Source organism: Alteromonas sp. ABH4_457 (assembly GCF_056160625.1).
This window is the reverse complement of sequence record NZ_JBSWXN010000004.1, coordinates 19,491-40,420: the sequence shown is the minus strand read 5'-3', so window position 1 is coordinate 40,420 and position 20,930 is coordinate 19,491. Positions and strand designations below refer to the sequence as shown.

Sequence of the window (20,930 nt, the reverse complement as noted above, 5' to 3'; positions counted from 1 at the left end):
GCTTTTCCCGACAGCCGACACAATGACCACATACCTATGGAAGCCACAATGACACATTCTTTTACTATGCAGTACCGAGATCCGAAAGCCGATGATTACACCAGAGACAACGCCATTTCTGAAGCCTTTCAGATCATAAAACACCTCTGCAACACGGATGATCTCAAGCAGGCTATCCTTACAGGCAAAGCGCAGACTGTCGACGTTCTCAGGCATAACGCGCAACGCTCTGTAGCCAGATTGCGTAACGCCATGCTGAGCAATGACAAGGGAATGCTGTTAACTGAGGCTGAGATTGTCGCCGATGTCCTGCTGGCCTTTCCGCAGGACGCTGTTACCCGCATGGAGCAGGAAATGATCCGAACCAATAAGTCAGGCGGCAACCTGTTCGGCTGGGTCGAGTACGCTCCGATGATGACCGGTGCCATCTTTCTGGCCGAGAATGCCCAAGCCCTCTGTGAGGCTGTCTGGGCGAATGAAAAAGAGATTACCCTTATCCTAAAAGAGAGATACACCGCAAGCCTGTTTAGTCACGCCGTAGCCAGCCTGCTCTATCCTCAGGAAGCATAACCACCTTTACTGCGCCGGTCACCTCTCTCAGTCCACGACCGGCGCAGTAACCCACTTCGTCAAAACATTACCAACGGGCAATGCTTTCTGTTTACTTTTGTTATCACTTGTGTTATTATGGCCTCATCAACTGAGAGAGGAATCTGGGAATGAAACAGTGCTATAAGCTAATCGACAATCTGACTGCTTTTGACATCACAAGAAAGGCCATGCGCGATCTCGACCTCAAAACACACAAAGTGTGGGGAAGGCTGCGCACCGACTTATCTCACAAAACAGGGTTAAGTGCTCCACACCCAGAGACACTCAAAGTTGTAAACTTTGATTTAATCAGCCGTCGCTATCCTTCTATCGACGCCTTTGATATGGCACTAACAGACGAGCAGATAGCAACTTGCCTCGTTCCACTTATCACTCCCCGCGCAGAACAGGTGTTTGAGGTTATTCAGGATACTTCAGGCAACAGCAATAGTTACAACTCCCCGAGTCGGGTTGAGTTACCAAAGGGCACGCGCCTGCTCATTAAGAGCAACGAGGGCACCAACCGTGGCGATCATTTCAACGAAATCGTCGGCACCGGCAAGAAAGTTTCTGTTTTTGAAGGCCGCTCCTTCCACCCTTATGATGTAATCCACCTCGATCCCCGCTTCTTTAAGCTGGTGGCATAGCCACCAGCTTTCGACTCACATAATGCATATGCCACTTGACTTATAGTTTTATGTGTGTTATTATGCAGTTTCTTTAGGGGATGAGGTGTTTTATGTCGGTGCGTGATTTTGTCTTTCAATCTATTCAGAAAATGCAAGATTCTGGTTACGCATTCACCCGCGCTCAGTACACAAACACACTCACCGGAACAAAACAGGCTGTCATTGAGTCTCTGTCCGTTTCGCTAAACAGTGACGGCAATGCGCTGGTGATTTTTGGCGACAACGGCTCATGCAAGAGCCTAGCGTGCAAAGCTATCGAAAGCGCAGTACAAGCGAACTCCGAGTATGAAGTCCGCACCGTATCCATGGGTAATCGAGCCTCAAAGTCTATCGGACGAGCCTTCATCTTCGGGGATGAGGACAGACAGTCTACCGGTGCCACCAGCATCAGTGGCGTACAGAAAGCCTTTGGCGGGGCAGACGCTTATGATGAGCCTTCACTCATCATTCTGGACGAGCCTGATCTGGGCTTGTCCGCAAAATATGCCCGCGCCATGGGCCGATTCATAGCTATGGAAGCCAACCGACTAAAAGACAAAGGCGTTTACGTTATTGTCGTTTCTCATAGCCGCGAACTGCTGAGCGCTTTCCTTAGTGAACTACCCCACCCTGCTTCGTATCTTGGCTTAGACACCGCTACGACACTCAGCGGCTGGCTCTCTGATGACGAAGAAAAGTCTATCGATGACTTACTCGCAATGGGCAAACTCGGGCGCATAAAAGAAATGGCGATAGACAGAGAGATAGATGCCACGCGCAAGAAAAGAGCGCAGCATTCGCGATAAGCTTGCATGGCCTGAACGCCTTTTTTCGCTGATTTCATCCAAATTTTTTCAATGGCCCCCATCACTTTCTCCATTCTTAAGCTGGTGGCATAACCACCAGCTTTCGACTCACATTATGCATAAATAAGTTGACTAAAATTATCATTTGTGTTATTATATGCTTACTGACTAAGAGAGAGGTTCACAAACATGTCTGCACAAACTCCACAAAGCTATATCGGCAAAGACGGCTATGAAAAGGTATTTGTCTCCACAGAAGGCGCGATGAACGCCCCTCGTGACACCGTATGGGATAATGGCGATATTGAGGCATACAGCACACTGGTGCCGTATGATCACAAAACAGCTACCCGTGTTTTCTTCGTCTCCGGCAAGAATGGCGATGAGTTCGGCCAGTTCGCCACCAAAGAGCAAGCTGTTACTCAGGCTGTCAAAGTGGCAGCAATGTCACCCGAAGAACGCCGTGCCATTGAGGGGTAATCCCCTCCACCGACGACTGTCTTTTTTACGGAGTATCTTTATTATGACTATGGCAAATCACGTACCACGCGACACCGGACTCATCCGCACACTGAATGAAGATGATGTGACCTTCTTCCTGACAGATCATGACGGCGCACTTAATCCCAATCCCGAGGGAATCGTGACCCGTGGACTGAGCGCCAGACTGACGGAAGAGGCTGTTGAGGCTATCAAAAGCGCATTGCCGCTGATGTTATCACCGGCTCATCAAGCTGCAATTACCCTGATAGAAGAACAGGTGGTAACCAAAGTCGTCAAACAGAAAGTAAGAGCTTCAGCTTTACTGTCATCGACGCCAGAGAGTGTCAAAAAGGCAGCCCGTTACCGCGCCTGTATCGACATACAGCGGGATATTGATAAAAACAAAAGCCAGTATCAACAGCAACTGCTTCAGCAGCTTACTGTCAATATCAACCGCCTGCTGGCATCTCTGTAAGTAATTTCACGCCGCGCCACTGACTGGCGCGTAAACTTGATTTGTCGGTAATTTAGACATATATTTGTGTTATATTTACTGACAAGAGGTGTTTATGAGCCTATTAAGCGCAGAACTTGCCGACAACAAAGGGATCATCTCCCCTAAATCCATTGCTGATCGATTTCATGTCACATTGCACGAGGTCGCTGGAATGGCAGGCGTAAGCTTAGCTGTACTGCAACGAACCCAACGCGCCCACAGCGCCAAAACGCAAAGCACCCTACGTCAGATGCTGGAAATCCTAAACATGGTAACACCGTGGGCTGGAAGCCCTCTGGCGGCTTATGCATGGTATCGCAGCGAACCCATCCCTGCATTCGGCGGCATCACCGCAGAAAGTGCGGTAAAAATGGGTAAAGCGCAGGCCGTAAAGGAATACATCGACAGCATTGCACTGGGGGGTTATGCCTAAACCTCGCTTAACCTTCAAGAAACCTGTTTCTGACGTATTTACGACTTATACCGGCCATGTGTTCCGGTGTCACGATCCTCGCTGGTCATTCCTGCCGGATTCCGGTGAAGGTGCCAGACTAAAAGGCGGACGATTCAACAAAGTAGGAACCGCTGCGCTTTATACCAGCCTGACGCTTGAAGGCGCGTATGCCGAGGCGCAGCAGGGATTTACCTACAAACCTCAGCCGCTGACTATCTGCACTTACGAAGTCGAATGCAGCGAACTGGTGGACTTAACCTGCGACCACACCTGTCAGATACTGGGTCTCGATCCGAGACTGCTCGCGGCAGGCTGGGCACTTGATCCTTATCCTGTGACCCACAAGATAGCCGATGCGCTTATCAGAGATGGAGTGGCAGGCATTATTGTACCAAGCTTTACAACCACCGCCCCCGCTGGTGCCAAAAATATCGTATTCTGGGACTGGTCAGCCACCCCACCGCATCAGGTAGTCGTGATTGACGACAATGACCGGTTACCTAAAAATCAGGATTCATGGACATAGGAGCGACAGCATTGAAATACCCTTTTATCAAAACAGCTTTACTGACTTTTAGCCTCATAATGAGTGGCATGTCGCACGCTACCAATCCTATCCCTCAGCCAATTAAGCAGGCTCCGCCCGTTTACTATTTTAACCAGTTCATGGGGTGCCTGATGGTATTAGCCACAAGGGCTGATGGCAGTGTGCCGGATAATGCAGAAATGCTGATGATACGTCTCAATGGCGTTGAATCTGTCCATTCTGCGGTCGATAAAAGCGGCCATTTGCATTTTGATATTACCACCATGAGCGGGGCGCATTATGGTGTGAGAATGCCGGACAATGAGCAGGACAAGCATGTCGACTACTACGATCAGTTAGTTTTGGGGCTGCGAAATTGCGGGATGCAGTAGCATTAAATCGCGTTTTTCTTGTTTACTTTTGGCGTTGTTTATGTTATTATTCATTCACCGACTGAGGGGAATATTAATATGCCATACGGCAAGCAGAAAGCAGCTGTACGCCAGTACTTTCAATCTCATTTTGAATTCATTAACACCCACGTCCCTGCTGTCGTGCAGCGTATCCGCGAGAAAAATGGCGACACCTGCACGTTACCGAAAACCACCATCAGCGCCGAACACATTGAGCGCTTTCTGAGCGCCATTGATGCTGCGATTGACCAGATGCTACCACATCAGCCTCAGCTGACGCTGGAGGTAGATTACCAGCCGATCTTTACCTTAGAGTCCATTATCCGAAATACCTTCGGAGACGAGACTGAGGCATTTTGCAGGCAGGCAAAATTTCCCTTTAAGCTTCAGATCCGGATTTATCAGGATAAAGTCAGCATCTTTAATAATGAGATGAAAGTACTGTAAAAGTGTTGACATATGTTATCGTTTGTGTTATTATTTGCTCACTGACTGAGAGAAGGACATACACATGACGCCAACACCTGAGCAACTGCAAATTACACTCAGCCCTTACATCGCCAAACTGGACAGCATTCAAAACAGCGACCTGAAACCTTATCCGAAAGGTGAGGCGCGTATGAAAGCACTGATTGAAGCCATGGTCGCCATGGCGGCAGCCTTCCACTTCCCTGCTCGTGTACAGTATATGTCGACGGGCGAACTCACCTTCTGTGGCGATTTAGGTAAGCCACCTCAATCCGGCTGTGAGCCTTACGGCGAAGCACTGGCGGCATGGCTTAACACCATCCCGACCCGTACTGGCATGGTCGCACACACCGGTTTTGTCATGGCCTGCAACGGGTGGTGCTACATCAACCACTTTGATGCAGAAAGACTGCTGCGCAGCATGGTACAGCCTTCCACAGTATCAGCATAAGGACACAGCAATGAGAAACGAAGAAATACAAGCGATAACAGGGACTGTACTGGATATCGCCGTTGCGGTGGCACTGGATGCACCTCATCACATTGAGCGCAACAATGACAATGAAGTGACCGGCGTATGGGTCGAAGCCGCATGGCTGGCGCAGTATATTCCTGACACCGACGCTGATGCTGGACTGGTGCAATTCTCACCTTCCGGCGACTTTGCTCAGGGCGGCGCGTTAATCAACACCATTGGTGTCGATCTGCGCCAGTACCGGACACCTGACTACGCCATTCTGGATGCGCGGCATTTTGATGCCAGTAAAGGCGATGTACTCAGGACGCCGCCGAATCAAACTCGTCAGATGGTGTACCGCCCCAACAAAAAAACAGACTTTGAAGGTAGTTGGCTGGCGAAGACACCCACCTCTTGCAGTCAGGTCTCATGGAGCCGTGACCGCAATTATACCGGTGACACTATGCTGGTGGCGGCAATGCGCTATATTGCCGCTTTACAGGCGACAAGCCATGATTAATCAGGCGCTGGAGTGGCAGGACGATCCTGCTGATTATGAATACAATGAGGACGAATTCGGCGCATTTTCTGACTTTCCGGTATCGACCACGCCACAGCGCGACCCCCTGTATAGTTAAAGATCATATGGCGATGCCGGATTCGATCCGGCGCTATCATCTTTAACTCATAATACTTTCAAATCTATTGTTGACGCTTGATGTCATTTGTGTTATTATATTTGCATCAACTGAGAGAAAGGAATTTAAACTATGGCAACGTTAATCACCAACAACCCTTCCGCCAATTTTCACACTATCAACTTTGATGTTGACGGCCTGACCTGCAAAACCCTGTACCTGATAGGCATTGCCCTGATGGGACTGGAGCAGCCGACACCCGCACAGCAATACGAAAGTCTGGGCGCAAAAAATGTGAACCTGTTTGATAACCACGATGACAGCGTGACTCTGGCTTTCTATACCGAGGAAGGTGCAGAAGAGGTGAAAGACGCAGTACTGAAAGCTGTAGAGGATTTATCAGCCCGCATAACTACCACTATCACGCATACCAAACTACTACTGGACGCTTACCCTGTCGATGCGACAGTTAACACAGCGCATGAAGGGGTCATGACCGCCTTCTGCGAAGACTACCCTCTGAAAGATGCCAACAAGCGCTCTTCATCGCCTGAATGCACCCTGTGGACAGTCACAACGGATAACGCATTGAACCTTGAGTTAGATATACTCGTTCATACAGACAGCGAGTCCGGCAAGGCAAACGTACACCTGAACATTACAGACACCCTATAGGAGGTCGCATGAAGCCATCAAAATCAAGCATGATAGAACTGGAATCTATCAGCCTTGCTGAACTGGCGGAACGCCCTGCTGGCAGCTACGGGCTTTACATTCAGGCCAAGCGAGAGGATATGGAACCCAGCCTTGTCCGGCAGCGCCTCAGCACCACCGCCAAATCCGTATTCTCCCGTACAGGGCGTACCTGCAAAGTAAGTAAAGTACTGCTGAACCATATCCCTGATGGCAATGAAGAGCCTTCAGCCTTCTTCATGACGAAAATCGAAGTCATCAAATAGTCTGCGCCGCGCCAGCCTCTCTCAGTCAACCGCTGGCGCGGCACCTTTTCTTCTTTGTTTATCCACCCTTCTGCTTCGTTCCTCTCCTGAAGTATTTTGCATTTATTGCACAAAATGAATTGACATATATTATCAGTTGTGTTATTATATCTTCACTGACTAAGAAGAGGGTAACACATGAACGACGTTAAGCACGCAACGCACTACCTGCTCGACAGCGTATGGACACTGGGCTACAAAGAGGTTGGCGAAAAGGTTGAAATCGTCAGCTATGATCGCGACAACCCGATTGGCTACGAAGACCGCAAAAGTGGCAAAATGCTGCCATCCTGCAAGGTTATCGAGGACGACAAGCGCACCGTAAGAAGCGTGAAGATTGACGACAAGACCTTCGACGTCAGCAACCCTGCCTTCATCTTCAGCTACTCAGGGTAGTCACTGTGGGGCGGCGATGCCGCCCTTGCCTCACTAACGCATTTCACTAAAACATCATTCGGAGCCTGCGACGATGAAAATAACCAGCATACCACTGCTTCACACTCACACTGTCACGGTATCAGGCAACATCACCGCCGATATGGTTACGTTCAATAAGCCTGACTCCCTGTGCAGCGAAGACGTGAACAGCTCCCTGACGCTGGAACTGTATCAGCGGGTAACGATAAAGCCGGAGCACATTGAGGCAATCAGACAAGCCTTGCCGAGCGAAGCATTCCGCCCTTACGTGGTCGAGTCACAAGCCATCGGCATGGATAGCGACAAAGGCATGCTACAACTCACTTTCACATTACAAGATGCGAATGCAGATGAATGGACGGACGAGGCGATAAAGACCGTCACCCAAAAGGCCATTGCAGACAATGCGGATAAGCTGAAAGCAGAGGCACTGCGTGAGCTGAACGACAGCTTTCGCGCCCGCATCGACACCATCAATACGCAACAAAAGCGCATGGTAACAGGGTTTCTACGCGCCCCTGCACGCATGCCTTACAAACTTAACAAAACACTGCCGGAAGAGGCGCAGGCGAATATCAAAGCCGCTGAGGCCAGAATCGAGGCACTAGAGGCGGAACTTGAAGCCGCTCATGAGGCGTATAACGATGCGGCAAGACAAGGCTTAATCACTCTTCTGGAAGCACAGGGCGAGGCCGGTAAGGCCGTTATTGCCGACGCCAAACTCAAAATATAAGCCTTTCGCCGTGCCAGCCCCCTCTCTCAGTCAACCGCTGGCGCGGCACCCCAACCGTTTATTCTTCTTCATTTTCTGGCGCTACCTTCTCCGCACAAGCCCTTTTCCCACTCTGCTTAAAATAGCATTAGAAAAACACAGATAATTCACAAGCAAAGTGATACGCAAGCGCAGAAGTCCGGGAGATCTGACGCTCACTGCTCAGGCAACTTAAGAAAACTGCATCAGGAATGCTTAACCCGATATTCACGTACCGAGTCCGTGGGTTCCTCTTCGCTTCCACCTCCCACGAGTGTCGGCATGATCCATATAATCACTTTATCCAGCCGTTCAGCCCCGTACCCCTGCTTTCGCCAGTGCCCTCTGCGCCAATGCTGCCGCATCAAACCTTCAGATACACCTTCACTTATTACCCGCTTGCGCTTCTGCGCCTCTGAAAGCCGGACATAAGTAACGGGCAAATGACCCATGGCCCGCAACTGCGACTGCGCCTTCTGTTTTTGCTTGAGTGTTTTTGCATGCAAAACTTTCTCTGTGAGCGCTGTTGGCGCATCCACATTATAGGCCGTCTCAGAAGGCCGGTAAGCTGACAGATAGCACAGGCAATTAGCCATGTACTCCATGGCCTTATGAATAGCCTCCCTCGCGCTGCTCAAATCACCCGACTCCCGCTTGGCACGAGCCTCTCTGACATCTTTTACGCCGTACTCGCTCAAAATATCATGCGGGGCTACCAAGTCCCACTTTGCTATAATGTCTTTTTCGATAGTCTGATCTATCACTTCACCAAGACCCCCCTCTGCATTTTTATCCATCAGAAGCGCAAAGTAGTCCGAAGGCGAGCGCATCCAGTGCTCAGAAGGGCTGGACGGTTCAAGAACCAGACACACCTGAAGGTAGTGCGTTCTGTCATCATCAATTACGTAGGCACCTATAATGCCTCTCTTTCCCCACATAACAGGCCGGTGAAATTGTATATAGTAAGCACCATAAGGGGATTTTAGCGCTGACAGCGGGATATCACTTGCGCTGGTATTCTCAAGCATCTCCCCGAGCGTTGAATCAAAACAAAAGATATTATTCCCATGTGCAGCGCAGGCTGCACTATACAGAGCCAGCGATATCTCTTTACTGAAATCAGTTTGAACCGTTTCAGGCTCCACCTTTTTCTTCATCAGCTCAGCATTCCACTCTCTGATTATCCTGTTACTCACCATGCTTGCACCCATCTGTGTACCCCCATGAGAGACATGCGCGTTTTTACAAAAATTGAAAAAAGGCCGGTTCTTTTGATACCAAGATGGATGAACAATCATATAATCACCTATTGCTGTTGTTTTGTTTTTCGAACTTCAGTTACGTTAAAGTCAATAAAAGGCATCTCAAGCTAAAGTTATTTTCAGCAATTATTTTGCCCTACACTTTAATAAAGTCTACGAAGTCAAAAAGCGAACATTTTTCTGAATTTATTTGCACGCTCTTCTTATTTTCCGGCGACTGAGAACTGACAGCCAGTGAAAAACGCTTTTTTTTAAAACAGAAATTCTGTTGACATATAATATCAAATGTGTTATTATATGCTCACTGACTAAGAGAGGAACGGCAGATGAAAAATCAAGTAACTGTTATCACTGGCACCACTATTTCCGGTGTATTTAAAGCTATTGGTAAGGCAAGTGCTACAAGCCGTGTCGTGGAAGGATTTAAAAATATGGCCGCAGCCCAGCGCTATGCACGCGACACCAGTATGGAGCTGCTTCGCACATATACCCGTGAAGAGACTGCCAAAATGGATGCCGATGCAGCACGCATCCGCAACCTGCCTGTACTGGCAGACTGATCTTATTTCTTAGCTGGTGGATTGAATCCACCAGCTAACTCTTGCGAGGCAATTAACGACATGACGCAGTACCAAAAACGCGGATTTCCTGTTAAACCTGTCGGCTTTAAAAAAGGCATGAGCAAGACACGTATTGCCATGGAAGTCGAAGCGCACCTGAGTCTGAAATTTGATGCACGCCAGCAAACACATCCGGCCTCATGCGCCGAGAGCATCATGCAACGATATTGCGGATTTTGATGTATTTTATTGACAAATAATATTCAACGTGTTATTATATTAACACTGATTGAGAGGATAACATCATGAATACTCCACACCCTGATATGAAATACACGCTGCAAACCACTGCGGGAAAAAATACTTTTGCGGTATTGGCCATGACAGACTTTCACGGTGCCCCAACGTATGATCAGCACCGCATCATGACCGCCCTCACCAGTGCGCTGGAGGCGGGCCTGTTCTACAACACCGACGTGTATGCCCATGCCCGTGAGCAACTGTTAGATCTCGTGCCGCAGCATGTTCACGACAGCTACGAAGGCAAAAACGAAGGCGGCGTCTTCGGGATGGACTTCTACTACGCCCGACAGACTGTTGAAGCGCGATTGGAGCATTACGCCAACCTCATCGCCTACCGCGCCATTGAAGCACTCAGCCCGCTCAAGGTCGGTGATGCGTTCAAAAAATTCACCTTCTCACACCACACGTTTTCTACGGTGGTCGTGCGTGGCCTAGAGCCGCACAACGGCGTGATCTTATTTGAAGGCCGCAAGCGTGGCTCTGCGAGTCGCCATCAGTTTGCACTTGGCGCTAATGATCCGCGCCTGCTCAGCCGCCTTGCTCCGTTCGACGTAAAAGGCGACAGCGCAACAACGACGGGCAGCACGATTGTCATCAAAATCGGTGGTAGCCGGAACCTGTTTCCTCTCGTCAGCCTGCCTGCTGCTGCTTAAATACCTGATCCCAAAGGAGCGCGATATGCAATCCACCACACTGCGCACATTACCTCTGGCAACACTACAGGAGTTGCTTGAGCAGTGTGATTTGCCCCAGACCAAGGAAGGCTTACTATCGCGCTTTCAGGTTGCCATCATCTTTTCAGGCAATGACAAAGGTGAAAAGTTTGCCACGCTGGACACGCGGGATCAGGACGCACGCTGGTGGCATGAAAACCGACATACCAAAAATAAATACTGGCGGGAATCCAGCCCAGCGTTGTATTGCTTTACCGATTATTCAGACTCAGAAGAACGCTCTCTGTATATGGTCGCACTTCGTGCCATCAATCCAACCTCCTGCGCCAGACATCTTGCGTTCATAGTCCACAACGAATGATATAAAACTTTATTGACATGCGATGTGTGTTGTGTTATTATGTTTGCACTGACTGAGACAAGGACTGAATGCCATGAAAATTAAAACCATCAATTTCCCCACAACGTCATTACCGCTCTACATCATTGAAGAGGATATCACGCCCGAGGATGTCATGGCAGTAGGTGATATCCCCGTCAACACGGATTTTGTCAGCACATCACCCGTGCAACTTGAGGCGGGCAAACTGTTTACCGTTATGCCATCACTGAAGCCGGTGTTGAACGAATTGATTAAGAAAGCCCAAGATCAGGCAACCATATCTGACTTTCATCTCGACATGGCCAAGAACATTCTGGACGGCATGGCCGGAACATTTACTGATGTGGTTAAAGGAACTTACACCCGCATCGGCTTTCGTCAGCATATCCAGCCGCAGGTGGATGCGCTTAATGCCAAGGTTGAGGCCGAGCATGAATGTTTGACCGAAGCGGCGGTGATACGCATGAACGTCGCGCTGGAACGACTGGTGGAATCTCTGAACAATGACACCTATAACTACACCCTCGACGCAATGGGCGGTCAACTCGATGACTTCCCGATGTCGGACGCCCAGCAGGACGAGGTATCCCGCGAAGCGGCTAAGATCAAGTCAGTACAGGCGCAAATCAAGGCGCTGACCGAAGAACTGCACGGGCTACAACACAACCAGAAAATTCTCCAGCAGCAGACGGTCACAGACGTCCTGTGTAACAGCGCAGGAGAATCTGACAAAGCCGATGTGCATCGTTTCATTCTTGAAGTGCAACATGATGCTAACGAATACGACTCCGGCGAAGTAGAGTTCGACTAATCTTTTCGCCGCGCCAGCATCTCTCTCGGTCAACCGCTGGCGTGGCAACTCACAGCAGTATTGATAACATAAAGTATTGACATGTATTATACTTTGTGTTATTATATTATCACTGACTGATGAGGAAAGCAAAATGGCCAAAGTAATCACACTGCAAAAACCCGACATTCAAATTAACGTCTTAGGCAACAACCTGCAACTCACCACCCGCCCTGCTGAACTGGTGGTTGAGAATGGCAACCTCATCTGCCGAGATATCGACGCCCTTGCCTATGACTGCGAAATACGCGGTTGTATGTGGATTGCTGAGCCACTTCGAGCGTGGGCTGAAGCACAAAACGGCTACTGGGACTGGGAAAATCCCGAAACCATCTCCTTTACTCCTGACACTGAAACCACCTTCGTCGTGTGAGTTTCAGTGCAATCTTAGTCGATGACGCACTGGCGCGATATCGTTTTTACCTGTTGCGCCAACGGGCTACCGCGTAGCCCGCCCCCAGATCACGCAAGGCAAAGAGCATGAACACTGATATTGCATATCCCGAAAAGCCCCAGTCACTTGAGAACAAAGCGACTACCAGCTTTCTCAACCCGCGCCTTTTCCGTCAGTCAAATATTCCCTGCGTGGTCGCTGAGGACGGCGTAACCGTGCTTTTCGCCTCAGACAAGGCCAAGGCAGGCTATTGCCTGATAAACGCCCGTGAGGCCGGTGAGGCGCTTTATCTGACCGTATGCAGCTACCACACTGAGATCATCCCCGTCAAAGCACTGGATGACTATGACGCAGCCAGAAAGACTGCACAGGAGGCACGCCGCCAGCAGGCAAAAATACAACGGGCCGAAGCACTCAAAAACGAGAAGTGTCGCGCCAAGGCACACAACCAGTCCCTGAACATTCCCTTTAAATGGGCACTGGACAACAAGACGGTCTTATCCGGCCTGTCTTACCACAGCTCAGGTGATGGCCTGAACCGCGCCAGCGTCACCCACGTCCGAGTCATGGAGGATTTCAAAGACGGGCGATTCTCCCGCGAGGCTGGCGACTTTCTGTGTGGCAAGGATAACAGCAAATACCAAGGCTACAGCGAACCGGAGGCATGGGAAAACAGCGCCCGTAAGGTAACCTGCAAACAATGCCTGAAGGCGGCAAAACGGTTTCAGTCCTGAAACCTCTGCCTGTACTGATGCAGGCAGTGTGTTAAAAACAGCTCTTTAATTTTACGCACAACCTCCTTTGTGTTATTATGCCTGTACTGACACCCTTGTCATTACAGGTATACAATGAAGACATTCTTAATAGCAGCATTACTTTCGGGCAACACAGCAACGGTCAGCTACCCAGTAAACACACCCGCCACACCAATCCAGTTACAGGTACACCCATGGACAAACAAGGGCATGGCCGATCAGTACCTTGATTTAGCTGAGCAGCAAATTGACATCCTCTTTCAGGGCATCCCCTTTCACTCCTGCACACTCTACCGCCAGAAGGACATGTACCGTTTTTTTGACTGTGATCTGCTGCGCATAGTGGATAACAAAGTGGAAATTGAGCACCGTCACCCGCTGATTCAGGCGATGGCACAAGGCGGGAACAGTCCCGCCCAATAGAGCCTGACATCCTGTCAGATCTTATTCTTGTTGCTCGACCCATACAATCCTGTTTCCCTGATGCCCCTGCAAATACTTTATAAATTAATATTTTATTGACTTAAAGCATCTCTTGTGTTATTATGTGCTCACTGACTGAGAGGGTATATATATGAACAAATTCACATTAGGTATTGTACTGGTATTAGCGGCTTTCACCGGAGTGTCATATTATTTTGGCGGACTCGTGCTGGTGGGATGCGGACTTATCAGTCTTGCATTATTTACAGGCGTAGCCGCACTGGCTATCGGTTCTTTTGATGCAGACGTTGCCCCTGAAGACGCCGAATATGACAGGGAAAACCAGTGGAAGTATGGCCGGTGATCTCCAAATACGTGACGGACACTGCCAATGAATCTGCCTGACGATATCACTGATGTACTGCATGCCCTGCCCGATGCAGTCAATGGCCACGGACTCGGATTCTATTTTGAGGAAGGCGGTTGCTGGGGGTTCGCGCTGGCGATGCAACAATGGCTGTCTGTGCAGAATATCGAATGTCAGCTTATTGTCATGAGCGACTGCATGCACGCCATGGTCAGAGTGGCTGATACGGCTATTGACCATCAGGGTGCCTCGCGGGTGCCTGCATTCACCGCAACAAGCCATGCATCGCTGGTGGCTCAGGCTTATACCTGCGGGATAGACGCTGCAAATCTGACTGTTGATACGGAACTGGCGCAGGAAGTGATCCGGACGGCCTGCGAACTGGCAAAGGAGCGTCATTAAAGCAGTCTGCTGAATTCAACATCACAAAATCACGACAACTGACAGTAAAATTGAAAATGGAGTTACACATGAGAAAAACCTTCAAATATCTTTCAGCCGCACTGGTTGCATTTGCCTCACTGGCGCTGAGTGGCTGTGGCGCTGACAGCCCTGTTTACCCTGACAAAGTAGCACTGAGCGACTGGAAACTGAATTCGTCAGATAAAGGCCAGATCTACCTGATCTCAGAAGAAGAACGGCAGAAAGCCATCAGCGGCATCGCCCAGTACAAAAGCGCCGGTGGTGAATTTCCTCAGGATTATTTTAAAGCCAGTCCGTTGAAAAAAGATGGCGTTTATGATCTCACTCTCAACTCCCCTGTCAGTCTTGACGGTTGACTAAAAACGCAACGAGCGCAACAAAGGCGTGAATTTAAATGCTATATTAATTTGACAAACCCTCATTTAACTGTATAAATTAACAGGTGCAATATGGCGTGAATGTCCACTACTCAGCTTGCCAAAAAACACGGCGTCTCATCTCAAACCATTAGGCGTGATGTCGAAGCGGGTGTGTATGAAAAAGTTGAAAAGTTACCGAGTGGCCATTACCGAATTTTCGTCCCTGAAGGTGTAGTTATTGGTTATGTCAGAGTCAGTAGTGCAAAGCAAAAAAGCAGCCTTGCTACGCAGGAAGCGATCATCAGAGACGCTTACTCTGACGCTGCAATCATCAGCGACATTACCAGCAGCTTTAACTTCCACCGAAAAGGACTCCAGCACCTACTGGAACGCGCAGTGCGCGGTGATGTCATCCATGTTGTGGTTGCCTCACAAGATCGCCTTGCCCGCTCTGGATTCGAACTTATCAAGCACCTTATCGAACTATCAGGAGGACAAGTCACAACACTGGATGACGCGCCTGACGCCGCTGAGCCGTTTGATACAAACACCCTTGTCGGTTTTATTACCAGCTTCTGCAACAGCTACTACGGCAAGCGAAGCGCCAAACGTCGTCGTAAAAGCCACTAAGAAAATACGTTTTTTTCCGCACGATGAAGAGAAGTATAAGCAAGCACTTTTCTTGTACCGCCGCGCCTACAACCTTGCCGTAGAACGCTACCGCGAAGGCACACATCGTGATGAAAAAGGTGAGTTAATCAACCTTCGCCCTTGGGTGAAATCTATCTGCGAACCTGAGCAGAAAGGCGCTGGGCGTGTTTACAACTCACTGATCTGCGACAACGCAGTACGCGAAGCGACGAAAACCTTCGTTGCGGTGCGTAAGAAAAATAAGCAATTGAGCAAAGGAAACTCACCTGCTCAAATGCATTTTAAGTCCCGCCGTGGAGACGTACATTCCTTCAGAATGTGCCGCCTGCCAGCGGGGCTAAACCCCGCCGTAAAGGCGCTGGACAAGATCACACTGACTGAATCTGTACCGCCTGAAGCTGTCGATCAGTCCGTGACAGTTACCTGTAACAAAGGCCGCTGGTTCATCAATGTTCAGCAGCACATGACGCTAAAATCCGAGAAACAAGGTCAGGCTAAATGTGTGAGCATCGATCAGGGCGTGCGAACTTTCGCCACCTGCTACAGCCCGAGCGAAGTCATTGTCGCAGGTGACAATGTAGCGAAAGAAAAGTTATTTCCGCTGATGAAAAAAGTGGATAACCTGCTTTCGCAAAGACAGCGAATACTGAATCAATGTAAGGGCATCAAATTCCCCGACATGCCGCAGTGGGCAAGGGATAGACTAACCTACATTGATAAAACTATTCGCCATCTGAAGTGCAAAAAGGAAGATATCGTCAGGGATCTGCACCAGCGTCTGGCGCACTACCTGACCGAAGAATACGATGTGATTTTTCTGCCGCACTTTCAGACCCGAGGCATGGTAAAGCGCACCAAAGGCCGTGTCCTTCGTCGAAACACTTGCCGCCAGATGTTGAGCCTTGAGCATTACGCTTTCAAGCTACGCCTTAAATGGCTGGCGAAAAAGAAAGGCAAGTTAGTTTTCGACACTAACGAAAGCCACACTTCCAAAACTGTGTCTCACACGGGGCGGGTCATTGAAAACTTAGGCGGCAGAAAAATAATACACGATGAAAATAAACGCATAGATCGCGACATTAACGGCGCTCGCGGCATTTTCATCAAAACACTTTCACAGGCAACTTGAGCCTTAATCATAACAGCGAAACCCGCATTCCCGCATTTTGTGGCGTTCGTTGCGATTTTAATCAAGGGCAAGCATGCAAAGTGGGTGGTTGTGGTAGTCGCTGCGAGCCAGCGCTCAAGAAACATTGCCGCTGCCTTCGATACGGATAACTTTGCCACAACCGACCCGTCAGCAAGTATGTTGCTGAGTCCCGAGGGCGCGACATTACGGCCTGACAAAGGCGCACAATACTTTCCTGCCTCATTCATGAAACATCCGGAACGCATTGATGCCAGCATTTATCGTGCCCTGACCGGTGATAAGCTGTAGATTTATCTCTCCCAATCTTAAGTGCCGCATGAAACCGGCACTTAGCAACCAACCTCAAGCAGTCTGTTCAGGTTAAATCTTTTATTTGACAATCATTCACCTTTGTGTTACTATTGTTCTATCAACTGAGAAGGAACCCAACCATGAGTAACGCATTCAAGCCGCAAGTGCCGACAGAGAATCCTGCCAAGCATTTTCATCAGGTGAATATCAAGGATGTGGTATTTGCCGGACAGGCGCTGGCCTTCTGGAGCAAAGACGCCCCAATGACCTCGCCGGAGGATTTACCTCGGCTGGACATCGAAAAATCAGACATTCTTATCAGCCAGCTTGATGCGCTTAAAACGCTATTGCTAGCCCACCGCGCTTCCCTGCTTGACCGTGACATTATCACCGTCTCGGTTAAAACCAAGGGCACCAAGCGGCTGCATATTGCTTTCAAGCCTACTGAAGGGGATACGGTAGAGGTAGTGTCTTCGTATGTCGATAATGAGATATACACCCCTGACGGCAACCTGCTGTTTGAGCATTACAGCCCGACACTGAAAGACGGAAAGATCACTGCACTGACACGGGAAGGAAAAACCTTTCACCTCAGCGCACCCCTGACCATTCCCGAATAACGATTATGCCGCGCCAGCATCTCTCTCAGTCAACCGCTGGCGCGGCCTCCCCCTTAAGCACACGACCATGACACGAGCACACCGACGCATTAAACTCTCCACCGACTATGGTGACGATGAGACTTTTACTATCACATACAATGGCGATCAGTTTGTCCTGACAGTAGAACCTGAATACCGGCGCAATGGCACGCAGAACTACGATGGCTATTTTCCCCGCTATTGCTCCACAATAGGATCAGCAAAAGCCAGCCTCACACGCTTTATGGGCAAGCCGCCCAATCCGTGGCGAGAAGAAAAGTAAAACCTTGGTGTTGACATGTGTTATCGTTCGTGTTATTATATATCTACTGACTGAGAGAAGGAATACCCATGAAATTAGACGCAGCCACTTATGACAACATCCGGTTTGTTCAGATCAAAGAACCCGTGACAGAAGGCGATATTGAACGCACTGACAATGATTGCTTTCGCCTGTCACCTGAAGCTACAGATACCCTTCAGGCTATCTTTCCGTATTTCAATTGCGGCACCACCCGCCCTGAAATCAGCACACCGGAAGACGCCGCTTCCGTGTTTAACAAGCTGATTGAAGGTATAATCAAGAACACAAACGAGCTTATGTGCAGCGCACTGCGGGAAGCCAAAGGCACCCGTGAAGTGATAAAACACTTTCCTGAAGCTGAGCGGAACGTCATTGCTGCTCTGGAGAAGTCACTGGAAGAAAAAATTCTTTCCGGCGCAAAGTCTGCTCAAAGGGAAGGCGAATTCTTAGAAAACTACCTCTATCAATGTGTAGAGGATTTCATCAATAAACACACCCGCGCTCCTGAGACAGGTACGCTGACAATTCTGACCTTCGGCCATACCCCCGAAGCAAAGGACAATTATATCGCCAAACTGAGCGAAAACTTCGGACTGATTCCTGAAATAAAAGAGCCTGTCAGAGGGCCAACAGGCGCAGGCTGGTACATCCAAATTAACATTGAGTGCAGCCCCGAAAAAGCCGTGAGACTCGCACAATGCATCGAGATTGCGCATACTGATAACCTAAAGTCAGAACACTACGCTGGCCAGTTCATTTACAAAGAGAATGTTCATTCATTCTTCAGCCTGAATCCTAATTTTACGCCACGCAGCCAGCACATGCTCCGCGAGGACGATCAGGCGCTATACATCGACCAAAAAGTCGCTTTTAAACCACTGAGTATAGATTAATACAATGACGCGCCAGCATCTCTCAGTCACCGCTGGCGCGTTACTCTAAATGCATAGTTGACATCACCTCTCGTATGTGTTACTATATATGCACTGACTGAGAGGAATCCGCATGAGCACAACGCGCAAACTTGACACTTACTTTGACAACAATCCACTCGGCGTGGCCGCTGATCACTTCGGTCTCGACTGGGATGACGACATCCTGCCTGTAACCGGTGGCGATCACCATGTGAGTGTGGAAGAGACACGCCGCTGGCAGTTCGGTAACGTGGTCGTAGCTATCTACCGGATGGTATCAGGCCGCTATGAACTGACGGCCTATGCAGCATAGGGGATCACCCCCCTGTCTCATCAGCAACCACCGTGATCTGGCCGAGTCCGGTAATGTTCATCTCAAGGTTGTATTCACCTATTGCGGCGCAGGACGCCAGCAGGTTGACAGCTAAAGCTGAAATCACAGCTTCCTGCGACATCCCTGTATCCTGCGCATATTGATTGATAATGTCATTGATTTGCTGAGTATGATGCAGCTGTATTTTCTCCTGCCCGTCCTCTGCTAACTCAATCTTATCCTGACTCATCCATCTCTCCTAGTTGCTGTGTTTGTCCAGACTACCGGTATTTCAATAGGATTGCATCCCGAAACACCTTCTCTTTTTATTGACATGTGAAATCACTTGTGTTATTATATGTTCACTGACTGAGAGAGAGAATGTATATGACTACTTTAGCAACGATCACCCGCCCTACCCTGACTGAAATCAACGATGAGTACCAGTGCGACACAGCTTACCTGCTGGTAAAGAACGACCCGAATACGCTGGAACTGTTATTTAAAAACCTGTTTGTGGTAGCGCGGCGGTTTCTGGGATTCAGCACCCGTGGCAGCAGCGGCGTATTTACGACCACTCCTTATTCAGACTCGCTTCTGAAGGCCAGCCCTGATAGCCGTAAGCGTCTGGCATGGAGCCGTGAAGGCAACCGGATCATCATCGAACCCAACAGCAGAACCCCTGCTGGCAAAGAAAAGACAGTACTGGTGCTCACTACCACCAATATACACCTGCTCAAAGCCCTGAGAGACACGCAGAAAGAGCTGGACAGGGAAGATCGCACCACCATTACCTCCGACATGGTAAACAGCAACGTGGTGTACGGCATGCTGCTGGTGGAATACTGGGACGACATGCTGCGCTTTGCCGCCACCCACGCAAGCTACGATACCAAATGGCAAAGTCTGGTCGCGTAAGCGGCCAGTGTTACCTTATTGAGTTGACTTGTGCTATCGCTTGTGTTATTATATGTCTACTGAATGATGGAGTGATATTGATGTCAAATCGGTACGAAGGTCACTGCTACCGCTGTGGCCGCGAAGTCGGCAAAGGCAAGGGATTTGCGGAAGGCACGCACAAGCACCACCGCGAGATGGGAATCACAGCCAGAACGGTCATCCGCTGCAAGCAATGCCACAAAAAACAATTTATGAATGGCAACGCTGAGAAGCTTATCCGGACGCTGGTTAACAACAACCTGCACCCCTCGGAATGGGAAGCAACCATCTATTTTGACAATATCGGCAGAGGTCACATCCGTATTGCGGCGACCCCGAAAGGCTGTCCGAAACCGGTGATGCTGATCACGTCCATCACCTCTCGCCAGCCTTCCGAAGGCGAGATAGCGGTAAAGCAGGCCGCGCTTGGCGCTCGGATAGCTCGAATTCAGGAACGCATACAGCAGATAAACACCGGCACATAAGGAATACCATGATAGAACACACTATCCTCAGCAGCAAATTCCGTCAGGCCAGAGCAGAGAACCTGATCGAAGAGGCACAGGAAATACTGGATGATGCCATTCACAGCCTGTTTGAGCGTGCCGCAAGTCCCAATGCTCCCTGCCCGTTCGAGGATGAGGAGGCTTACGAGGCACACATGGATGCAGCAAGCCACGATGCTTCCGATCTGAATAATTCCGGATGGGACGCCCAGATCCGGCATATTGTGGATGCAGGTGCGGCGCAATGCGTCATGGACAAACTGGACGATATTTTGAGCACATGAAGACAAACATCGTATTGCT

The 20,930-nt window shown here is 49.4% G+C and carries 39 protein-coding genes; 37 read left to right on the top strand and 2 right to left on the bottom strand.

All coding sequences use genetic code 11. From position 1 onward, the window contains the following. The first annotated feature begins 48 nt into the window (after positions 1 to 48). The 16 genes from ACXAGR_RS09670 (at position 49) to ACXAGR_RS09595 (ending at position 8,148) form a co-directional block, all read left to right on the top strand. Positions 49 to 570: a hypothetical protein gene (locus ACXAGR_RS09670; RefSeq protein ID WP_474849651.1), complete on the top strand. Its 522-nt coding sequence runs from the start codon at positions 49 to 51 to the stop codon at positions 568 to 570. Positions 571 to 719: 149 nt separating this feature from the next. Further along, the gene (locus ACXAGR_RS09665) at positions 720 to 1,238 is read left to right on the top strand and encodes a hypothetical protein (protein ID WP_474849649.1); all 519 of its coding nucleotides are present in this window, start codon (positions 720 to 722) and stop codon (positions 1,236 to 1,238) included. A 92-nt stretch (positions 1,239 to 1,330) separates the two neighbouring features. Continuing rightward, positions 1,331 to 2,065: a P-loop NTPase family protein gene (locus ACXAGR_RS09660; protein ID WP_474849647.1), complete on the top strand. Its 735-nt coding sequence runs from the start codon at positions 1,331 to 1,333 to the stop codon at positions 2,063 to 2,065. A 189-nt stretch (positions 2,066 to 2,254) separates the two neighbouring features. Then, positions 2,255 to 2,545 carry a hypothetical protein gene (locus ACXAGR_RS09655; RefSeq protein WP_474849645.1) on the top strand — a complete coding sequence of 97 codons (291 nt, stop codon included), beginning with the start codon at positions 2,255 to 2,257 and terminating at the stop codon, positions 2,543 to 2,545. A gap of 43 nt (positions 2,546 to 2,588) precedes the next feature. Further along, the gene (locus ACXAGR_RS09650) at positions 2,589 to 3,023 is read left to right on the top strand and encodes a hypothetical protein (RefSeq protein WP_474849643.1); all 435 of its coding nucleotides are present in this window, start codon (positions 2,589 to 2,591) and stop codon (positions 3,021 to 3,023) included. A 94-nt stretch (positions 3,024 to 3,117) separates the two neighbouring features. Further along, complete coding sequence (locus ACXAGR_RS09645; protein ID WP_474849641.1) at positions 3,118 to 3,477, top strand: antitoxin Xre/MbcA/ParS toxin-binding domain-containing protein; 360 nt, start codon at positions 3,118 to 3,120, stop codon at positions 3,475 to 3,477. Further along, complete coding sequence (locus ACXAGR_RS09640; protein WP_474849639.1) at positions 3,470 to 4,024, top strand: RES family NAD+ phosphorylase; 555 nt, start codon at positions 3,470 to 3,472, stop codon at positions 4,022 to 4,024. The genes ACXAGR_RS09645 and ACXAGR_RS09640 overlap by 8 nt, the downstream gene beginning before the upstream one ends. 68 nt (positions 4,025 to 4,092) lie before the next feature. Beyond that, positions 4,093 to 4,416, top strand: a complete 324-nt coding sequence (locus tag ACXAGR_RS09635; RefSeq protein WP_474849637.1) for a hypothetical protein — start codon at positions 4,093 to 4,095, stop codon at positions 4,414 to 4,416. A 78-nt stretch (positions 4,417 to 4,494) separates the two neighbouring features. After that, positions 4,495 to 4,884 carry a hypothetical protein gene (locus ACXAGR_RS09630; protein ID WP_474849635.1) on the top strand — a complete coding sequence of 130 codons (390 nt, stop codon included), beginning with the start codon at positions 4,495 to 4,497 and terminating at the stop codon, positions 4,882 to 4,884. A gap of 64 nt (positions 4,885 to 4,948) precedes the next feature. Further along, positions 4,949 to 5,356, top strand: a complete 408-nt coding sequence (locus tag ACXAGR_RS09625; RefSeq protein WP_474849633.1) for a hypothetical protein — start codon at positions 4,949 to 4,951, stop codon at positions 5,354 to 5,356. A 10-nt stretch (positions 5,357 to 5,366) separates the two neighbouring features. Next, the gene (locus ACXAGR_RS09620) at positions 5,367 to 5,882 is read left to right on the top strand and encodes a hypothetical protein (protein ID WP_474849631.1); all 516 of its coding nucleotides are present in this window, start codon (positions 5,367 to 5,369) and stop codon (positions 5,880 to 5,882) included. Beyond that, on the top strand, positions 5,875 to 6,000 hold the full coding sequence (locus ACXAGR_RS09615; RefSeq protein ID WP_474849630.1) for a hypothetical protein: 126 nt from the start codon (positions 5,875 to 5,877) through the stop codon (positions 5,998 to 6,000). Before ACXAGR_RS09620 ends, ACXAGR_RS09615 begins: the two co-directional genes overlap by 8 nt. Before the next feature lie 132 nt (positions 6,001 to 6,132). Continuing rightward, on the top strand, positions 6,133 to 6,675 hold the full coding sequence (locus ACXAGR_RS09610; protein WP_474849628.1) for a KH domain-containing protein: 543 nt from the start codon (positions 6,133 to 6,135) through the stop codon (positions 6,673 to 6,675). An 8-nt stretch (positions 6,676 to 6,683) separates the two neighbouring features. Then, a complete protein-coding gene (locus ACXAGR_RS09605) occupies positions 6,684 to 6,959 on the top strand; it encodes a hypothetical protein (RefSeq protein WP_474849626.1) in 276 nt (91 codons plus the stop codon). A 177-nt stretch (positions 6,960 to 7,136) separates the two neighbouring features. After that, positions 7,137 to 7,394 (top strand): hypothetical protein, encoded by a 258-nt coding sequence (locus ACXAGR_RS09600; RefSeq protein WP_474849624.1) that lies wholly within the window; start codon positions 7,137 to 7,139, stop codon positions 7,392 to 7,394. A gap of 73 nt (positions 7,395 to 7,467) precedes the next feature. After that, the gene (locus ACXAGR_RS09595; RefSeq protein ID WP_474849622.1) at positions 7,468 to 8,148 is read left to right on the top strand and encodes a hypothetical protein; all 681 of its coding nucleotides are present in this window, start codon (positions 7,468 to 7,470) and stop codon (positions 8,146 to 8,148) included. A 224-nt stretch (positions 8,149 to 8,372) separates the two neighbouring features. On the opposite strand, the gene ACXAGR_RS09590 is transcribed toward ACXAGR_RS09595, so the two are convergent. Beyond that, positions 8,373 to 9,377, bottom strand: a complete 1,005-nt coding sequence (locus ACXAGR_RS09590) for an AcrVA2 family anti-CRISPR protein (protein WP_474849620.1) — start codon at positions 9,375 to 9,377, stop codon at positions 8,373 to 8,375. A 377-nt stretch (positions 9,378 to 9,754) separates the two neighbouring features. Here ACXAGR_RS09590 and ACXAGR_RS09585 point away from each other — a divergent pair, with 377 nt between their 5' ends. From ACXAGR_RS09585 to ACXAGR_RS09500, 18 genes are all read left to right on the top strand, one after another. After that, the gene (locus tag ACXAGR_RS09585; RefSeq protein ID WP_474849618.1) at positions 9,755 to 9,988 is read left to right on the top strand and encodes a hypothetical protein; all 234 of its coding nucleotides are present in this window, start codon (positions 9,755 to 9,757) and stop codon (positions 9,986 to 9,988) included. Positions 9,989 to 10,048: 60 nt separating this feature from the next. Then, the gene (locus ACXAGR_RS09580; protein ID WP_474849616.1) at positions 10,049 to 10,228 is read left to right on the top strand and encodes a hypothetical protein; all 180 of its coding nucleotides are present in this window, start codon (positions 10,049 to 10,051) and stop codon (positions 10,226 to 10,228) included. Positions 10,229 to 10,293: 65 nt separating this feature from the next. Beyond that, positions 10,294 to 10,944 carry a hypothetical protein gene (locus ACXAGR_RS09575; RefSeq protein WP_474849614.1) on the top strand — a complete coding sequence of 217 codons (651 nt, stop codon included), beginning with the start codon at positions 10,294 to 10,296 and terminating at the stop codon, positions 10,942 to 10,944. A gap of 25 nt (positions 10,945 to 10,969) precedes the next feature. Beyond that, positions 10,970 to 11,326, top strand: a complete 357-nt coding sequence (locus ACXAGR_RS09570) for a hypothetical protein (RefSeq protein ID WP_474849612.1) — start codon at positions 10,970 to 10,972, stop codon at positions 11,324 to 11,326. 73 nt (positions 11,327 to 11,399) lie between these two features. After that, positions 11,400 to 12,158 carry a hypothetical protein gene (locus tag ACXAGR_RS09565; RefSeq protein WP_474849610.1) on the top strand — a complete coding sequence of 253 codons (759 nt, stop codon included), beginning with the start codon at positions 11,400 to 11,402 and terminating at the stop codon, positions 12,156 to 12,158. A gap of 133 nt (positions 12,159 to 12,291) precedes the next feature. Continuing rightward, a complete protein-coding gene (locus tag ACXAGR_RS09560; protein ID WP_474849608.1) occupies positions 12,292 to 12,570 on the top strand; it encodes a hypothetical protein in 279 nt (92 codons plus the stop codon). A gap of 107 nt (positions 12,571 to 12,677) precedes the next feature. Next, positions 12,678 to 13,325, top strand: a complete 648-nt coding sequence (locus ACXAGR_RS09555; RefSeq protein ID WP_474849606.1) for a hypothetical protein — start codon at positions 12,678 to 12,680, stop codon at positions 13,323 to 13,325. 114 nt (positions 13,326 to 13,439) lie between these two features. Then, entirely contained in the window at positions 13,440 to 13,769 is a 330-nt protein-coding gene (locus ACXAGR_RS09550; protein WP_474849604.1) for a hypothetical protein, read from the top strand. A 151-nt stretch (positions 13,770 to 13,920) separates the two neighbouring features. Continuing rightward, positions 13,921 to 14,133, top strand: coding sequence for a hypothetical protein (locus ACXAGR_RS09545; protein WP_474849602.1), 213 nt, complete (start codon positions 13,921 to 13,923; stop codon positions 14,131 to 14,133). Positions 14,134 to 14,160: 27 nt separating this feature from the next. Then, entirely contained in the window at positions 14,161 to 14,538 is a 378-nt protein-coding gene (locus tag ACXAGR_RS09540; RefSeq protein ID WP_474849600.1) for a hypothetical protein, read from the top strand. 68 nt (positions 14,539 to 14,606) lie between these two features. Next, a complete protein-coding gene (locus tag ACXAGR_RS09535) occupies positions 14,607 to 14,915 on the top strand; it encodes a hypothetical protein (protein WP_474849598.1) in 309 nt (102 codons plus the stop codon). A gap of 102 nt (positions 14,916 to 15,017) precedes the next feature. Then, complete coding sequence (locus ACXAGR_RS09530) at positions 15,018 to 15,548, top strand: IS607 family transposase (RefSeq protein ID WP_474849596.1); 531 nt, start codon at positions 15,018 to 15,020, stop codon at positions 15,546 to 15,548. Between the two features lie 52 nt (positions 15,549 to 15,600). Beyond that, complete coding sequence (locus ACXAGR_RS09525) at positions 15,601 to 16,698, top strand: zinc ribbon domain-containing protein (RefSeq protein WP_474849594.1); 1,098 nt, start codon at positions 15,601 to 15,603, stop codon at positions 16,696 to 16,698. Between the two features lie 39 nt (positions 16,699 to 16,737). Then, a complete protein-coding gene (locus ACXAGR_RS09520) occupies positions 16,738 to 17,007 on the top strand; it encodes a hypothetical protein (protein WP_474849593.1) in 270 nt (89 codons plus the stop codon). Positions 17,008 to 17,150: 143 nt separating this feature from the next. Next, positions 17,151 to 17,630 carry a hypothetical protein gene (locus ACXAGR_RS09515; RefSeq protein ID WP_474849591.1) on the top strand — a complete coding sequence of 160 codons (480 nt, stop codon included), beginning with the start codon at positions 17,151 to 17,153 and terminating at the stop codon, positions 17,628 to 17,630. A 67-nt stretch (positions 17,631 to 17,697) separates the two neighbouring features. Next, entirely contained in the window at positions 17,698 to 17,934 is a 237-nt protein-coding gene (locus ACXAGR_RS09510) for a hypothetical protein (RefSeq protein WP_474849589.1), read from the top strand. A 68-nt stretch (positions 17,935 to 18,002) separates the two neighbouring features. Beyond that, positions 18,003 to 18,848, top strand: a complete 846-nt coding sequence (locus ACXAGR_RS09505; RefSeq protein ID WP_474849587.1) for a hypothetical protein — start codon at positions 18,003 to 18,005, stop codon at positions 18,846 to 18,848. Positions 18,849 to 18,960: 112 nt separating this feature from the next. Further along, complete coding sequence (locus ACXAGR_RS09500; protein WP_474849585.1) at positions 18,961 to 19,182, top strand: hypothetical protein; 222 nt, start codon at positions 18,961 to 18,963, stop codon at positions 19,180 to 19,182. 4 nt (positions 19,183 to 19,186) lie between these two features. Here ACXAGR_RS09500 and ACXAGR_RS09495 read toward each other — a convergent pair whose 3' ends face one another. Further along, positions 19,187 to 19,432: a hypothetical protein gene (locus ACXAGR_RS09495; protein ID WP_474849583.1), complete on the bottom strand. Its 246-nt coding sequence runs from the start codon at positions 19,430 to 19,432 to the stop codon at positions 19,187 to 19,189. A gap of 137 nt (positions 19,433 to 19,569) precedes the next feature. Here ACXAGR_RS09495 and ACXAGR_RS09490 point away from each other — a divergent pair, with 137 nt between their 5' ends. From ACXAGR_RS09490 to ACXAGR_RS09480, 3 genes are all read left to right on the top strand, one after another. Beyond that, the gene (locus ACXAGR_RS09490) at positions 19,570 to 20,100 is read left to right on the top strand and encodes a hypothetical protein (protein WP_474849581.1); all 531 of its coding nucleotides are present in this window, start codon (positions 19,570 to 19,572) and stop codon (positions 20,098 to 20,100) included. A gap of 80 nt (positions 20,101 to 20,180) precedes the next feature. Then, entirely contained in the window at positions 20,181 to 20,606 is a 426-nt protein-coding gene (locus tag ACXAGR_RS09485; protein ID WP_474849579.1) for a hypothetical protein, read from the top strand. 8 nt (positions 20,607 to 20,614) lie between these two features. Beyond that, on the top strand, positions 20,615 to 20,911 hold the full coding sequence (locus ACXAGR_RS09480) for a hypothetical protein (RefSeq protein WP_474849577.1): 297 nt from the start codon (positions 20,615 to 20,617) through the stop codon (positions 20,909 to 20,911). Positions 20,912 to 20,930 lie beyond the last annotated feature (19 nt).

Bases quoted from the DNA above. Each gene is read 5' to 3' on its own strand.
- ACXAGR_RS09670 (WP_474849651.1), top strand. From the start codon at position 49: ATGACACATTCTTTTACTATGCAGTACCGAGATCCGAAAGCCGATGAT.
- ACXAGR_RS09665 (WP_474849649.1), top strand. From the start codon at position 720: ATGAAACAGTGCTATAAGCTAATCGACAATCTGACTGCTTTTGACATC.
- ACXAGR_RS09660 (WP_474849647.1), top strand. From the start codon at position 1,331: ATGTCGGTGCGTGATTTTGTCTTTCAATCTATTCAGAAAATGCAAGAT.
- ACXAGR_RS09655 (WP_474849645.1), top strand. From the start codon at position 2,255: ATGTCTGCACAAACTCCACAAAGCTATATCGGCAAAGACGGCTATGAA.
- ACXAGR_RS09650 (WP_474849643.1), top strand. From the start codon at position 2,589: ATGACTATGGCAAATCACGTACCACGCGACACCGGACTCATCCGCACA.
- ACXAGR_RS09645 (WP_474849641.1), top strand. From the start codon at position 3,118: ATGAGCCTATTAAGCGCAGAACTTGCCGACAACAAAGGGATCATCTCC.
- ACXAGR_RS09640 (WP_474849639.1), top strand. From the start codon at position 3,470: ATGCCTAAACCTCGCTTAACCTTCAAGAAACCTGTTTCTGACGTATTT.
- ACXAGR_RS09635 (WP_474849637.1), top strand. From the start codon at position 4,093: ATGTCGCACGCTACCAATCCTATCCCTCAGCCAATTAAGCAGGCTCCG.
- ACXAGR_RS09630 (WP_474849635.1), top strand. From the start codon at position 4,495: ATGCCATACGGCAAGCAGAAAGCAGCTGTACGCCAGTACTTTCAATCT.
- ACXAGR_RS09625 (WP_474849633.1), top strand. From the start codon at position 4,949: ATGACGCCAACACCTGAGCAACTGCAAATTACACTCAGCCCTTACATC.
- ACXAGR_RS09620 (WP_474849631.1), top strand. From the start codon at position 5,367: ATGAGAAACGAAGAAATACAAGCGATAACAGGGACTGTACTGGATATC.
- ACXAGR_RS09615 (WP_474849630.1), top strand. From the start codon at position 5,875: ATGATTAATCAGGCGCTGGAGTGGCAGGACGATCCTGCTGATTATGAA.
- ACXAGR_RS09610 (WP_474849628.1), top strand. From the start codon at position 6,133: ATGGCAACGTTAATCACCAACAACCCTTCCGCCAATTTTCACACTATC.
- ACXAGR_RS09605 (WP_474849626.1), top strand. From the start codon at position 6,684: ATGAAGCCATCAAAATCAAGCATGATAGAACTGGAATCTATCAGCCTT.
- ACXAGR_RS09600 (WP_474849624.1), top strand. From the start codon at position 7,137: ATGAACGACGTTAAGCACGCAACGCACTACCTGCTCGACAGCGTATGG.
- ACXAGR_RS09595 (WP_474849622.1), top strand. From the start codon at position 7,468: ATGAAAATAACCAGCATACCACTGCTTCACACTCACACTGTCACGGTA.
- ACXAGR_RS09590 (WP_474849620.1), bottom strand. From the start codon at position 9,377: ATGGGTGCAAGCATGGTGAGTAACAGGATAATCAGAGAGTGGAATGCT.
- ACXAGR_RS09585 (WP_474849618.1), top strand. From the start codon at position 9,755: ATGAAAAATCAAGTAACTGTTATCACTGGCACCACTATTTCCGGTGTA.
- ACXAGR_RS09580 (WP_474849616.1), top strand. From the start codon at position 10,049: ATGACGCAGTACCAAAAACGCGGATTTCCTGTTAAACCTGTCGGCTTT.
- ACXAGR_RS09575 (WP_474849614.1), top strand. From the start codon at position 10,294: ATGAATACTCCACACCCTGATATGAAATACACGCTGCAAACCACTGCG.
- ACXAGR_RS09570 (WP_474849612.1), top strand. From the start codon at position 10,970: ATGCAATCCACCACACTGCGCACATTACCTCTGGCAACACTACAGGAG.
- ACXAGR_RS09565 (WP_474849610.1), top strand. From the start codon at position 11,400: ATGAAAATTAAAACCATCAATTTCCCCACAACGTCATTACCGCTCTAC.
- ACXAGR_RS09560 (WP_474849608.1), top strand. From the start codon at position 12,292: ATGGCCAAAGTAATCACACTGCAAAAACCCGACATTCAAATTAACGTC.
- ACXAGR_RS09555 (WP_474849606.1), top strand. From the start codon at position 12,678: ATGAACACTGATATTGCATATCCCGAAAAGCCCCAGTCACTTGAGAAC.
- ACXAGR_RS09550 (WP_474849604.1), top strand. From the start codon at position 13,440: ATGAAGACATTCTTAATAGCAGCATTACTTTCGGGCAACACAGCAACG.
- ACXAGR_RS09545 (WP_474849602.1), top strand. From the start codon at position 13,921: ATGAACAAATTCACATTAGGTATTGTACTGGTATTAGCGGCTTTCACC.
- ACXAGR_RS09540 (WP_474849600.1), top strand. From the start codon at position 14,161: ATGAATCTGCCTGACGATATCACTGATGTACTGCATGCCCTGCCCGAT.
- ACXAGR_RS09535 (WP_474849598.1), top strand. From the start codon at position 14,607: ATGAGAAAAACCTTCAAATATCTTTCAGCCGCACTGGTTGCATTTGCC.
- ACXAGR_RS09530 (WP_474849596.1), top strand. From the start codon at position 15,018: ATGTCCACTACTCAGCTTGCCAAAAAACACGGCGTCTCATCTCAAACC.
- ACXAGR_RS09515 (WP_474849591.1), top strand. From the start codon at position 17,151: ATGAGTAACGCATTCAAGCCGCAAGTGCCGACAGAGAATCCTGCCAAG.
- ACXAGR_RS09510 (WP_474849589.1), top strand. From the start codon at position 17,698: ATGACACGAGCACACCGACGCATTAAACTCTCCACCGACTATGGTGAC.
- ACXAGR_RS09505 (WP_474849587.1), top strand. From the start codon at position 18,003: ATGAAATTAGACGCAGCCACTTATGACAACATCCGGTTTGTTCAGATC.
- ACXAGR_RS09500 (WP_474849585.1), top strand. From the start codon at position 18,961: ATGAGCACAACGCGCAAACTTGACACTTACTTTGACAACAATCCACTC.
- ACXAGR_RS09495 (WP_474849583.1), bottom strand. From the start codon at position 19,432: ATGAGTCAGGATAAGATTGAGTTAGCAGAGGACGGGCAGGAGAAAATA.
- ACXAGR_RS09490 (WP_474849581.1), top strand. From the start codon at position 19,570: ATGACTACTTTAGCAACGATCACCCGCCCTACCCTGACTGAAATCAAC.
- ACXAGR_RS09485 (WP_474849579.1), top strand. From the start codon at position 20,181: ATGTCAAATCGGTACGAAGGTCACTGCTACCGCTGTGGCCGCGAAGTC.
- ACXAGR_RS09480 (WP_474849577.1), top strand. From the start codon at position 20,615: ATGATAGAACACACTATCCTCAGCAGCAAATTCCGTCAGGCCAGAGCA.